15 protein-coding genes are annotated in these 12,471 nt (G+C 58.5%); 8 read left to right on the top strand and 7 right to left on the bottom strand.

The window, feature by feature from the left end; translation table 11 throughout:
* Positions 1-14: 14 nt before the first annotated feature.
* The 4 genes from HRR99_RS12735 (at position 15) to HRR99_RS12720 (ending at position 2,043) form a co-directional block, all read left to right on the top strand.
* The gene (locus HRR99_RS12735; RefSeq protein ID WP_233121984.1) at positions 15-497 is read left to right on the top strand and encodes a DUF2244 domain-containing protein; all 483 of its coding nucleotides are present in this window, start codon (positions 15-17) and stop codon (positions 495-497) included.
* 71 nt (positions 498-568) lie between these two features.
* Positions 569-1,441 carry a methylated-DNA--[protein]-cysteine S-methyltransferase gene (locus HRR99_RS12730; RefSeq protein ID WP_233121983.1) on the top strand — a complete coding sequence of 291 codons (873 nt, stop codon included), beginning with the start codon at positions 569-571 and terminating at the stop codon, positions 1,439-1,441.
* Between the two features lie 68 nt (positions 1,442-1,509).
* A complete protein-coding gene (locus HRR99_RS12725) occupies positions 1,510-1,746 on the top strand; it encodes a CopG family ribbon-helix-helix protein (protein ID WP_233121982.1) in 237 nt (78 codons plus the stop codon).
* A gap of 6 nt (positions 1,747-1,752) precedes the next feature.
* Entirely contained in the window at positions 1,753-2,043 is a 291-nt protein-coding gene (locus tag HRR99_RS12720; protein WP_233121981.1) for a type II toxin-antitoxin system RelE/ParE family toxin, read from the top strand.
* A gap of 13 nt (positions 2,044-2,056) precedes the next feature.
* Here HRR99_RS12720 and HRR99_RS12715 read toward each other — a convergent pair whose 3' ends face one another.
* A complete protein-coding gene (locus HRR99_RS12715) occupies positions 2,057-3,046 on the bottom strand; it encodes a sugar-binding transcriptional regulator (RefSeq protein WP_233121980.1) in 990 nt (329 codons plus the stop codon).
* Positions 3,047-3,234: 188 nt separating this feature from the next.
* Here HRR99_RS12715 and tal point away from each other — a divergent pair, with 188 nt between their 5' ends.
* Complete coding sequence (tal, locus tag HRR99_RS12710) at positions 3,235-4,191, top strand: transaldolase (protein WP_233121979.1); 957 nt, start codon at positions 3,235-3,237, stop codon at positions 4,189-4,191.
* Positions 4,192-4,283: 92 nt separating this feature from the next.
* On the opposite strand, the gene HRR99_RS12705 is transcribed toward tal, so the two are convergent.
* Positions 4,284-5,048, bottom strand: a complete 765-nt coding sequence (locus tag HRR99_RS12705; protein WP_233121978.1) for an IclR family transcriptional regulator — start codon at positions 5,046-5,048, stop codon at positions 4,284-4,286.
* 143 nt (positions 5,049-5,191) lie between these two features.
* On the opposite strand from HRR99_RS12705, the gene HRR99_RS12700 reads away from it, so the two are divergent.
* Complete coding sequence (locus HRR99_RS12700) at positions 5,192-5,923, top strand: SDR family oxidoreductase (protein WP_233121977.1); 732 nt, start codon at positions 5,192-5,194, stop codon at positions 5,921-5,923.
* Between the two features lie 200 nt (positions 5,924-6,123).
* Positions 6,124-7,290 carry an IS4 family transposase gene (locus tag HRR99_RS12695; protein ID WP_233121976.1) on the top strand — a complete coding sequence of 389 codons (1,167 nt, stop codon included), beginning with the start codon at positions 6,124-6,126 and terminating at the stop codon, positions 7,288-7,290.
* 108 nt (positions 7,291-7,398) lie between these two features.
* On the opposite strand, the gene HRR99_RS12690 is transcribed toward HRR99_RS12695, so the two are convergent.
* The 5 genes from HRR99_RS12690 to HRR99_RS12670 all read right to left on the bottom strand — a co-directional run bounded on the left by HRR99_RS12690 (position 7,399) and on the right by HRR99_RS12670 (position 11,179).
* On the bottom strand, positions 7,399-7,572 hold the full coding sequence (locus HRR99_RS12690) for a DUF1328 domain-containing protein (RefSeq protein ID WP_045228307.1): 174 nt from the start codon (positions 7,570-7,572) through the stop codon (positions 7,399-7,401).
* A 128-nt stretch (positions 7,573-7,700) separates the two neighbouring features.
* Positions 7,701-8,552, bottom strand: coding sequence for a metal ABC transporter permease (locus HRR99_RS12685; RefSeq protein ID WP_233121975.1), 852 nt, complete (start codon positions 8,550-8,552; stop codon positions 7,701-7,703).
* Positions 8,549-9,409, bottom strand: a complete 861-nt coding sequence (locus HRR99_RS12680) for a metal ABC transporter permease (protein ID WP_233121974.1) — start codon at positions 9,407-9,409, stop codon at positions 8,549-8,551. Before HRR99_RS12680 ends, HRR99_RS12685 begins: the two co-directional genes overlap by 4 nt.
* Entirely contained in the window at positions 9,402-10,289 is an 888-nt protein-coding gene (locus tag HRR99_RS12675) for a manganese/iron ABC transporter ATP-binding protein (protein ID WP_422387316.1), read from the bottom strand. Before HRR99_RS12675 ends, HRR99_RS12680 begins: the two co-directional genes overlap by 8 nt.
* Entirely contained in the window at positions 10,289-11,179 is an 891-nt protein-coding gene (locus tag HRR99_RS12670) for a metal ABC transporter substrate-binding protein (RefSeq protein WP_233121973.1), read from the bottom strand. Before HRR99_RS12670 ends, HRR99_RS12675 begins: the two co-directional genes overlap by 1 nt.
* Before the next feature lie 321 nt (positions 11,180-11,500).
* Here HRR99_RS12670 and HRR99_RS12665 point away from each other — a divergent pair, with 321 nt between their 5' ends.
* Positions 11,501-12,463 carry a hypothetical protein gene (locus HRR99_RS12665; protein ID WP_233121972.1) on the top strand — a complete coding sequence of 321 codons (963 nt, stop codon included), beginning with the start codon at positions 11,501-11,503 and terminating at the stop codon, positions 12,461-12,463.
* Positions 12,464-12,471: the final 8 nt, after the last annotated feature.

Raw genomic sequence — 12,471 nt, 5'->3', positions numbered from 1 at the left:
GTGAGGGCGGCAAGGTGGACGGCGTAAACGAGCAGCCGGTTTTTACAGCGGAACTTGTTCCTTATCGCTCTTTGGGACGCAAGGGTTTTCGCGTCCTTCTTTGCCTCACGGGAGCGGTTAGCCTCGTCTACGGCGTCTTCTTCCTCGTCACCGGCGCTTGGCCCATCGGCCTTTTTCTGGGGCTGGATTTCCTGCTGCTCTACTTTGCCTTTCGCGCCAATTACCGGGCAGCCAAGGCGCGGGAGGAGGTCACGGTCTCGCGCACCAGCCTTTCCATCCGCAAGTTTTCACCCGCAGGTCGCATGGTCGAATACCGATTCAATCCCTTCTGGGCGCGGTTTCGGGTCCGGCGCCATGATGAGATCGGCATTCTCTCCATGCATGTCTCGGGCGAGGGGCGCACGACGGATATCGGCTCTTTTCTCAACCCAGATGATCGAGAGAGCTTTGCTAAGGCCTTTCGCGGCGCGTTGGCCACGGTGCGGCTCAGAATTTAGCGCGTGATCGCAAGAAACGGGTGGAGATACGCACCGCCACGTGGTTTTGTCTCATGCCAAGGAGACACGCCATGAACGCTAATATCACCCTGAAGGATGACATCACCCCGGTCGGTTCGGACTACGAGACCGTGCGGCAGGTAATCGAAATCCTGACAGTGGAATACCGCGATCAGCCCTCACTCGAAACCATTGCCACGCAACTCGGACAATCGCCCACGCAGTTGCAAAAGACCTTCACGCGCTGGGCCGGGCTGTCTCCGAAGGCTTTTCTCCAAGCCGTGACGCTCGATCACGCCAAGCGTCTGTTGCGCGATGAAAGCCTGCCGCTTCTGGATGCCGCGCTCGAAGTCGGCATGTCCGGCCCCAGCCGTCTGCACGATCTGTTCGTCACCCACGAGGCCATGTCGCCCGGCGAGTGGAAGGCCAAGGGCGGCGGTCTCCTCATCCGCTATGGTTTCCACCCATCGCCCTTCGGCCTGGCGCTGATCATGATCACCGACCGCGGGCTGGCCGGTTGCGCATTCGCGGATGCGGGCGAGGAAAAATCCTGCTTCGAAGACATGTCGCGCCGCTGGCCCAATGCCGACTACACCGAAGACAGCGCCGCCACTGCACCCTATGCGTCACGCATTTTCGATGCGGACAAATGGAAAAGCGAACAGCCCCTGCGCGTCGTCCTGCTCGGCACGGATTTTCAGGTCCGCGTCTGGCAGAGCCTGCTCAAAATCCCGCTCGGCAAAGCCGTCACCTATTCCCACGTCGCCCACGACATCGGCCAACCCACCGCATCCCGCGCCGTCGGCGCCGCCATCGGCGCCAACCCCATCTCCTTCGTCGTCCCCTGTCATAGGGCCGTGGGCAAAAGCGGGGCTCTGACTGGCTATCACTGGGGGCTTACCCGTAAGCGCGCGATGTTGGGTTGGGAAACGGGAAAGGTTTGATTGGCGAACGGACGATGTGATATGGATTTAAATTCCAATCCGCCGTGTGAAAAGCGTGTGAAGAGCAAATGAAAAGCACGATCCAACTTTCCGATGATATCGACCGCCGCATCGATCTTCTGGCGTCGCGGAGCAGTTTGACCCGAAGCCAGATCGTTGAGGACGCTCTTGCGCATGGCCGTTCAATAGCTTGGCAGGAGCAGTGGATTGCTGGTGTCAAAGAAGGGCTTGATGATGCAAACAATGGTAGTTTCGCCAGCGACGAAGAAATTGCCGAGGTTCTGAACCGTTACGATCAGGCTTAATCGGCTGTGCGTATTATTTGGACAAGGCGATACCTAAAAGAGCTCGTCGCAATTAGCGACTATATAGCAGAACAAAATCCACGAGCGGCGGCTCGCGTCATAGGTCTCATTCACAGGAAGACCGGAGACCTTCTAGCATCTAACCCATTCATTGGTCGCAGAGGCGATATCGAGGGTACTCGGGAGCTGGTCATACCCGGCACGCCTTACATTGTGGCTTACAGGGTCATGGGTGACGATATTCAGGTTCTATTCGTGCAGCATGGCGCGCGCGAATGGCCCCGCGAGATCTACTGAATTATCCGCCCTTTTAGCTTTCCACTAAATCCAGCAACGCCCGCGCCGCCGCTTCATCCGTAATCAGCGTATTGCACCCAATGCGTTTGATCGTGGCGCGGATGGCCGTTGCGCGGTGGGCGCCGCCGGAGGCGAGGACGATGTGTTTGGCCTTTTTCAGCGTATCCAGACCAATCGCCATGGCGCGCTGGTTGATGGGGTGGTCGACGGAGCGACCCTCGGCATCGATGAAGTTGAACATGGTGTCGCAGACGCAGCCTGCCGCCACCAGCTCGTCATGGGTCTGTTTGGAAATGAAGCCTTCCGAGAGCGAGGTCGAATGCGGCCCGATATCGCCGCAGCTGACGATAGCAAGGTCTAGATTTTCGGCCAGTTCGAACAGCGTGTTCAACCCGCATTTTTCGATGAGTGCGCGGCGGGTTTCCTCGGAATCCACTAGCAGCGGGGCCAGGAACATATAGCATTCCGCTCCCAGTGCGCTGGCCAGCCGCCACGTATAATCCAGCGGGTTGGTCTGGTGCACGGCAACGATACCGCCCAGCAACGAAACCACCTTGCAGTTTTCCCGGCGTGGCGGGCGGAAGCTGGAGAGCGACGCTGTCATGGTGCGGCCCCAGCCGACGCCGATGGTAGCGTTGTCGGGCACGGCCTCCGACAGGAACTGGCCGAGTGCGAGGCCGACGGCCTTGGCGATATCTTCCGCTTTTGATGATGCGGAGGGAATGATGATCGCCTCATCCAGCCCGTAAGCCGCTTCCAGCTTTATGGCGAGTTCGACATAGTCCTCGATGCCCTCATTGATCCAGATCTGCACCTCGGATCGCTTCATCGCTTCGTCCAGAAGGCGGATGACGGTGGAGCGGCTGATGCCCAGTTTTTCCGCCACGTCCTTCTGCGTCATGCCCTGATTGTAATAGAGCCACGCGGCCCGCAGCCGCAGGGATGCGGCTTCGGAATAGGCCGTGTGAGTGTCTCTTCGCAGTTTTGCCACTGTTTTCGCCATGCTCTCGTTGAGAGGCGAGTATCGCTCTTGTGAAACTTATGTCAATTGCATTGCGCAAATGTCTTGACTTTGAGGTTTGTGCGGCGCGATACTCGAAACATAGAAAACAACCGGTTTCGGCATTGCGCCCCTGCGTGGAACGGAACCCGGCTGAAGCAGTTTTCCAGAGATCACGAGGATCAAACGGCATGACGTCCAAACTTGACCAGCTCCGCAAAATCACAACGGTTGTTGCCGATACCGGCGATATCGAGGCGGTTGCACGCCTCAAGCCGGTGGATTGCACCACCAACCCGTCGATTATTCTCAAAGCATTGGGCACGCCGATGTTTGCCGATACGGTAACGGAGGCCGTTGCCTGGGGTAAAAAACAGGGTGGCGATTCCGATGCCGTGGTTGGTGCCATTGCGGACCGTCTGGCGATTTCCGTTGGTGCAAAGCTGGTCGAACTCGTTCCCGGTCGCGTATCGACCGAAGTCGATGCCGACCTCTCCTTCGATACCAAGGCATCCGTTGCCAAGGCGCACCAGATCATCGCCGGTTACAAGGATCGCGGCATCGAGCGTGATCGCATTCTCATCAAGCTCGCCTCCACTTGGGAAGGCATCAAGGCTGCTGAAGTGCTTCAGGCAGAAGGCATCGATTGCAATCTGACGCTGCTCTTCTCGCAAGCGCAGGCCATTGCCTGTGCGGAAGCCAAAGCCTTCCTCATCTCGCCCTTTGTCGGTCGTATTCTCGATTGGTACAAGAAGTTCACGGGCGAAGACTACACGGCTGAGACCGATCCGGGCGTCGTCTCCGTTCGCAAGATCTACAATTATTACAAGGCCAACGGCATCTCCACCGTCGTCATGGGCGCGTCGTTCCGCAATGTCGGCGAAATCGAAGCGCTGGCCGGTTGCGATCGCCTGACCATCAGCCCGGCGCTGCTAGAAGAGCTGGACAAGGACACCGGCACACTGGAGCGCAAGCTGTCTGCTGACGATGCCAAGGCCGAGCCCTTGCAGTCTCTCGATGAGAAGGCATTCCGCTGGCACCTCAATGAAGACGCCATGGCAACGGAAAAGCTGTCGGAAGGTATTCGCCAGTTCGCCAAGGATCTCGAATCCCTGCGCGGTATCATTCGCAAGCAACTGGCCGCTTAAAGAATTCTGGAACCTTCGCGATAGTTGCTCGTTATTAAAGTATAATACCTCCAGTCAAGAAAACGCGATCGGTCCCCTGCCGGTCGCGTTTTTTATTGTCCGGCGGCCACTTCCGAAATGGTGCGCGCCGCATCGCGGATGAGACCCACGCAGTCGTCCGCGCTCGGTGCATCGCTGTTCAAAGGTGTGATGTAAGGGCAGGTGATCGCAGCCAAGGCAGTGCCATCCAGCGTCAGAACCGGCGCGGAAATGTTTCTGATGCCAGCCGTCTGCAAGCTGTTCATGCTCTCGAAACCGCTGGCCCTGATCTGCTCCAGACGCTCCATCAACCCGTCCGGCAGGGATAGCTCATCCCCACGAAGCTGCTCGGCAATCATGATCTCGCGCTGCGCGTCCGTTTGAAACGCCAGTAGCACGTGGCCTGAGCCGGTGTTGAACAGGCTCATCTGCGCGCCGACGCGGATCGATAGGGCCCAGTAGGTGGAGGAATCCTGCTGGGCAATGACCACCACGGAGCCACGATCGTAGACCGCCAGATGGCAGGCCTGCGCCGCCTTGTTGGAGAAGTCGCGCATGACGGGCGCCGCGAAGGACACCAGCCTGCGCAGCGGCGCATGAAAATGCGCAAGACCGAAGAGTTTGAGCGTCAGGAAAAACCGGTCGCCATCCTGCCGCTGCACATAGCCGCGCCGCACCAGCCGGTCCAGCATGCGGTAGAACTCGTTAGGGCTTCTGCCGATGGCCTTGGCGATTTCCACCTGCGTCAGCCCGCCATCGGTGCTGGCCAGAAGCTCGAGGATGTCGAGACCCTTGTCCAGCGCAGGCGCGCGGTAACGTTCACTGTCGTCTTCGATCATCCGTCCTCAGGTCGCTTGCGGCTTGCGGTATAGCCCCGCATCGCCATGTTCACTTGACGTTATATGAATACACTGTTTACATATGAATTGTCGATCCATATTCGATTTAGGTTACGGCCCTCATGGGGCGGGAGGAGCATAATATGGCGCAGGATTTCAGCGGCCAGACAGTCGTCATCACCGCCGCAGGGCAGGGCATTGGCCGCGCCACGGCGGAACGTTTCATCAGCCTCGGTGCGCGCGTCATCGCCACGGATATCAATGAGGCAGCACTTTCGACGCTGACGCAAGCCGAAACGCAGGTGCTGAACGTGCTGGATGGCGATGCCGTCAAAGCGCTGGCGGCAGATATCGGTCGCGCCGATATTCTCTTCAATTGCGCCGGCTTTGTCCATGCTGGCACCATTCTTGACTGCGAAGAGAAAGACTGGGACTTCTCCTTCGATCTCAACGCCAAAGCCATGTACCGCACCTGCCGCGCCTTTCTTCCTGCCATGTTGGAACAGGGCAATGGCGCCATCGTCAACATGTCGTCGGTTGCGTCAAGCGTGAAGGGTGTGCCGAACCGCTTTGCTTATACAGCATCCAAAGCCGCCGTCATTGGCCTCACGAAATCCATCGCATCCGATTTCGTCACTAAGGGCATCCGCTGCAACGCCATCTGCCCCGGCACGGTTGACAGCCCATCCCTGCACGAGCGCCTGCGCGCTACCGGCGATTACGATCAGGCCCTGAAAGACTTCATCGCCCGCCAACCCATGGGCCGCATTGCCAAACCCGAAGAGGTCGCGGCGCTGGTGACCTATCTGGCGTCGGACGAGGCGGGTTTCACGACCGGGCAGATTCATGTGATCGATGGTGGTTGGACGGCGTAGGGCGGCAGTTGCCGCACCCTTCTTCGTTATCCTCGGGCTTGTCCCGAGGATCTAATCACGTCTCCGAAAATGCAACGTGGCAGATGCTCGGGACAAGCCCACTGCTGTCCGGTTTAAATTTGTAGACACGGCGCACGGTGTTGATTCTATTCGTATTCAAGCGTTTGGCGACGATTTGGACACGAAAGAGGGGCAACACCGTGCGGCATCACAATAGCGTTTTTCATGATCTTTTGAAGCGCATTTCCTGGTCGACCTTCGAGCGGCTTGTGGATGAGCATGGCACCGACAAGCATACCCGGCGATTGTCCACCAAGAGCCAGTTGATCGCCCTGCTGTATGGGCAACTCGCCGGTGCTGTCAGCTTGCGCGAGATCGAAGGTGGTCTGGAAAGCCATTCGACACGCCTTTATCATCTCGGCGCACGCCCGGCCTCACGTTCGACACTGGCTGATGCCAATGCCAAACGCTCAAGTGCGGTCTTTACCGGTCTGTTTGCCGAGCTGGTCGCACGAGCCGGGCGCGGGTTGCGACGGTCCGTCGGCGAGGCGACCTATCTGATTGATGCCACGAGCCTTCGCCTTTCCGGTGCAGGATCGCAATGGGCGCGGTTCTCCCATCAGGCTTGCGGAGCCAAGGTCCACATCGTCTATGATGCGGGCGCAGAGCGACCGATCTATGCCGCCGTCACACCCGCCAATGTCAATGACATCACCGCCGCCAAGGCCATGCCGATCGAACCGGGCGCGACCTACGTCTTTGATCTGGGCTATTATGATTTCTCGTGGTGGGCCAGGATGGATCAGGCCGGATGCCGCATCGTCACCCGCTTCAAGTCCCATACACCCTTGACGGTGTTGCATGAGCAGCCGCTGGAGGACGCGGATGCAAACGGTGGTCGCATCCTGTCGGATCGCATTGGTCTGCTGCCTGCCCGTCAGGCCGGCAACCGCAAGAACCCGTTCAGCGACCCGGTTCGCGAGATCACGGTGCAAAAGGATACCGGCAAGGTGCTGCGGATCCTGTCGAACGATCTCGATGCCACTGCGCAAGAGATCGCCGATCTCTACAAGCGCCGCTGGGCTATCGAACTGTTCTTCAAATGGGTCAAGCAGACCTTGAAGATCAAGCATTTCCTGGGTGTCTCAGAAAACGCCGTGCGCATTCAGATCACCGTGGCCCTCATCGCTTTCCTGCTTCTGCGCATGGCGCAGGCAGACCAGAAGACCATCAAAAGCCCCTGGATCTTCGCCCGCCTCGTGCGGGCCAACCTCATGCATCGAAAAAGAACAGACAGTCTTCTCAAACCACCCAACAGCAGCAGATGCCACAATGACCAGCTGATGCTCCAATGGACGGAGGATTAATAAACCGGACAGCAGTGGGACAAGCCCGAGCATGACGGAAGTCCTTGGTAGAGCACAACAAAAAACGGCGGGCCCTGAGACCCGCCGTTTTCCTTAACATTCGTTCTATCAGAGGATCGCCTGACCGGCCATCAGTGCAAGCACCAGGAAGATCAGGAACACGACCACGGCGATGAAGAACAGAATACGGGCGATGCCCGCCGTCGCCGCCGAGATTCCCGTAAAGCCGAAAACACCGGCAATCAGTGAGATAACGAAGAATATAAGAGCCCACTTCAACATGGTCGTACCTCTTTGCGTCAATTGATGCGGTCGAGCGCCCACGCTTCAACCTGTAGATATGACGCGAATCTACGGCAGGTAGTTCCGCAGATTCTGAAATAATCTTTTCAATTGCGGACAATTGTCTGTCACGCTGCCTTTTCCACGCGGTTGGTGGCACGCGCTTTCACGGTGGTGCGAATGAAGGCGAGGATGAAGACACCGGTCATGATCAGAACGATGGTCGGGGCGGGGGCGCTGTCGATAAGGAAACTGGCCCATATTCCGGCCAGCGACGAGCTGACGGCAACGATGACGGCGACGATCAGCATGCTGGAGAACTGCCGCGTCAGCAGAAAGGCGATGGCACCGGGTGCCACCAGCATGGCGACGGAGAGAATGATGCCGATGGCTTGCAATGCGCCAACGACCGTCAAAGACAGCACCGCCAGCAAGCCATAATGCAGCAGGCGCACCGGCAGGCCGATGGCCTTGGCGTGTTGTGCATCGAAGGCGTGGACCAGCAGGTCCTTGCGCAGCAGCACCAAAAACAGCGTGGCGGCCAGCGCAATCAGGCCTGTCTCGATGATGTCGCTGACGGCAACGCCCAGCATGTCGCCGAAGAGAATATGGTCCAGATGCACATCGCTCTGCACCTTCACATAGAGTACGAGCCCCAGCCCGAACATGCCGGAAAAGACGATGCCGAGCACCGTATCTTCCTTGATCCGGCTGTTTTCCTTGAGGAAGCCGGTGCCCAAAGCGCAGATCATCCCCGCAATGAAGGCCCCGATGGAAAAGGGAATGCCGACGATATAGGCGATGACGACGCCCGGCAGAACAGCGTGGGAGACGGCATCGCCCATCAGCGACCAGCCCTTCAGCACCAGAATGCAGGACAGCATCGCCATCGGCACCGCAATCATCAGTGTGATGACGAAGGCATATTGCATGAAAGGCAGTTGAAACGGCAGGATCGCCAGTTGCAGGTTTTCGCTCATGGCGCGGTTTCCAATGCTGCTTTGGCCTTGGCGCGGGAGGCGAGATAGCCGTGCTTGGGCGCAAAGACGAAGGCCGTCAGGAAGATCAGCGTCTGCAACACCACGATGATGCCGCCGGTGGCACCATCGAGGAAGTAGCTGAGATAGGCCCCGACGAAGCTGGTACCAGCGCCGATGCCGAAGCTCATGCCGATCAGCCGCTCGAACCGGTCGGTCAGAAGATAGGCCGTGGCACCCGGCGTCACCACCATGGCAACCACCAGAAATGCGCCAACGGTCTGCAAGGCGGCAACGGTGGAGGCGGCCAGCAGGGTGAAGAAGATGATTTTCAGCAGGTCGGGGTTGAGGCCAACCGTGCGGGCGTGGTTTTCATCGAAAAACACCACCATGAAATCGCGCCACTTCACCGCCAGCACTAAAAGGCTGATACCGCCTATCAGCGCCAGCTGAAGCGTGTCTTCCGGGGTGATCGCCAGGATATTGCCGAGCACGATGGTCTGGATGTTGATGGATGTCGGCGACAGCGACACCATGAACAGGCCGAGCCCGAAAAAGGAGGTGAAGATCAGGCCAATGATGGCATCTTCCTTCAACCGGGTCTTCTGGTTGAGAAACAGCATCGACCCCGCCGCCAGCCCGCCGGAGATGAAGGCACCGAGCGAAAAGGGCAGGCCCAGCATATAGGCCCCCGCCACGCCGGGCACGATGGCGTGGGACAACGCATCGCCGATGAGAGACCATCCCTTCAGCATCAGATAGGACGACAGAAAGCCGCAGACGCCACCCACCAGCGCACTGACCCATATGGCGTTCAGCATATAGGAATAGGTGAAAGGTTCGAGCAGAGTATCAATCATGGCACTTCGCTTTCGGGGTCGCCGTTGCCGTGCCATCCTTGCTGTAGATCACGAAAGGCCGCTCGTCGTCGGTGATGACCTTGAGGTGGCGCGGGTCGGCGTCGTTATGCAGGTCGGCTCCACCCAGTATGAAGTGGCGCAAACTACCCCCAAACGCCTTTTGCAGGTTCTCTTCCGTAAACGTGTCTTCGGTCTTGCCCGAAGCGATAACGGTGCCCTTGACGAAAACCGCCCGGTCGCAAAAATCAGGCACGCTGCCGAGATTGTGGGTGGAAACCAGCATGATGCGGCCTTCGTCGCGCAAGGCCTTCAACAGCGTTATGATCTGTTCTTCGGTGTTGACATCGACGCCGGTAAAGGGCTCGTCCAGCAAAATGACCTGGCCTTCCTGCGCCAGTGCGCGCGCCAGAAACACTCGCTTCTTCTGCCCGCCGGAGAGTTCGCCGATCTGGCGCTTGCGGTAATCCACCATGTTGACGCGGGCCAAGGCTTCATCGACCATCTGGTGGTCGCGCTTGGACGGAATACGCAGGAAATTCATGTGGCCGTAACGGCCCATCATCACCACATCTTCCACCAGAACCGGAAAGCTCCAGTCCACCTCTTCGGCCTGCGGCACATAGGCGACGAGGTTCTTTTTCAGCGCGTCGCGGGCAGGCACATCGAAGATGGAAACGGAGCCTGCCGCTAGCGGTACGAAGCCCATGATGGCCTTGAAAATGGTGGACTTTCCCGCGCCATTGACACCGACGAGGGCGGTGATGGTGCCGCGCGGAATGGAGAAGCTGGCGCTGCGCAGCGCCGTGTGGCCGTTGCGGTAGGTCACGGTCACGTCATTGACGGCCAGTCCGGTTTCTGCGCCCTTGCGCTTTCCCATCATCATTTGGAGAGACCTTTCACAACAGTTTCCGTCGTTACCCGCAGCAGGTCGAGATAGGTCGGCACCGGGCCGTCGGCTTCGCTCAGCGAATCCACATAGAGGACACCGCCATAGGCAGCGCCGGTTTCCTTGGCCACCTGTTTGGCCGGGTCGGGAGACACCGTGCTTTCGCTGAAAATGACCTGAATATTATGTTCGCGCATGGCATCGATCACGCCGCGCACCTGCTGCGGTGTGCCCTGGCTGTCGGCATTGACCGGCCACAGGAACAGTTCCTTCAGCCCGAAATCACGGGCGAGGTAGGAGAACGCGCCTTCGCTCGTCACCAGCCAGCGCTTGTTCTCCGGCAGAGCGGCGATGGCATCGCGCATCGGCTGGATCTCGCGGCTGATCTTGTCGGAATAGGCTTTTGCATTGGCGGCATAGACGTCCGCATGGGCAGGGTCGATCTGCGTCAAGGCCTTGCGGATGTTCTCGACATAGATGAGCGCATTGTCGGGCGACATCCAGGCATGCGGGTTGGGCTTGCCCTGATAGGCGCCACCGCTGATCGACATCGGCGTTACGCCATCGCTCACCGTGACATTCGGCACATCGGCAAGGTTGGCCAGAAACTTCTGGAACCACAGCTCGAGATTGAGCCCGTTCCATAGAACGAGATTGGCATTGCGGGCTTTGAGAATGTCGCGCGGCGTCGGCTGGTAGTTGTGAATCTCCGCACCCGGCTTGGTGATGCTCTCCACCTCGGCTGCGTCACCCGCCACATTGCGCGCCATGTCGGCGATGATTGTGAAGGTGGTGACGACCTTCGGCTTGTCGGCTGCACCCGCCGCAAAGGGCAGGAAAAGCGTTGCTACACAGAGAAAGAGACGAAGCGCGGACGATGTCATGAGCCTATAGAACTCCTAATGCGATTAATTCGCAATCTCAATCTGGTGCCGTGAAACGATTTTGTCAATGATATTGCAAATCATTCGCAATAAAGATGGTTTGAGTTCGTCTCGCTTATTTTCGCGGAATCCAAAAATGGTTCAGTTGACGGAGCGGAATATCGGCTCGGTTAAAGCTTCTTCAATGTGAACAGGTCAGAATTGATACATGCACGGAAGCAGTCTCACTGCCGCCGCGCCGAAATCGTTTCGCAGTTCGCTGCCTGGGCGGTTTGCGAATTTCGGACTTTTAACGGGGTAGTGGATGTCGGGACGATCGACGTGAAAGCAGTGTTCAAGAGAATACGGTTTTCTCGCAAGTTCGTATTGATCAGTGGCGGTGTCCTCCTTCTCGGGGGAGCGTCCGGCGTTGCCGCCATCATGGTCGGTCGCGAAAGCCTGTTCGGGCAGGCCACGGCCTCCGCCAACGGCCTCGAATGCAAGATCGTGCAAACCGTCAACATCAAGAAAAACGGTGCCGTCTGGATTCGTAAATTCATCCGCACCCAGGGCGGTGATGGGCCGGAGCGCGTCAAGACGGCACTTCGCATCGCCAAGACCACCTATGACGAACTGAAACCGGATCTGGTGCAGGTCTCCATTCTGGATGAACACGGCCCAACCATGCGCTCGGATATGCGGGGCAGGGCAGTCGCAGCGCAGGTCCTCTTCATTCCCGATGTCGCGAAACTGCCGCCCGAAGCGGATGCCAAAACCTATTCTGCCTATTATTATGATGGTGCGCCCAGCACAGACGGCGTCTTTTATGGCCTGCGGATCGATCTTCCGCTGGAAGACACGCAGCATATGGCCGCAAGCCTCACGGATTTCACGCCCTGCGTCGATCCCGCCGCAGAAAGCGCACCGGCAGGTGGTCATGGCGCGGCACCAAGCGGACACGATAAACCAGCCGCCGGTCACGGTGAAAGCAGCGGCCACGGCGAAGCAGCACCACCAGATGCTGGCCATGGTGAGACACCCGCGGCGTCCGGCGAAGGCGGCCATGGCGAGCCTTCCGCGCAGGATAGCCATGCCGGCCCAGACGATCCGAAACTGCTGACGTCTACGCCGGAGAATGATAGCGTTAGCATATTCAGTTTCGCTTATATTAAGTCGTTGATTTTCGGCAAGGGCCCCACCGTTGCAGTCGCCGCAGAGCCTGACCACGCGCAGGCAGCTGATGCAGGCCACGATGCGCCTGCTGCTGTCGCTGCCCCGGCGGAAGACGCCAAACCTTCTCACTAAGCCTCAAC

Source organism: Agrobacterium vaccinii (assembly GCF_021310995.1).
Lineage (GTDB): Bacteria > Pseudomonadota > Alphaproteobacteria > Rhizobiales > Rhizobiaceae > Agrobacterium > Agrobacterium vaccinii.
This window is presented reverse-complemented; position numbering and strand designations above follow the sequence as displayed.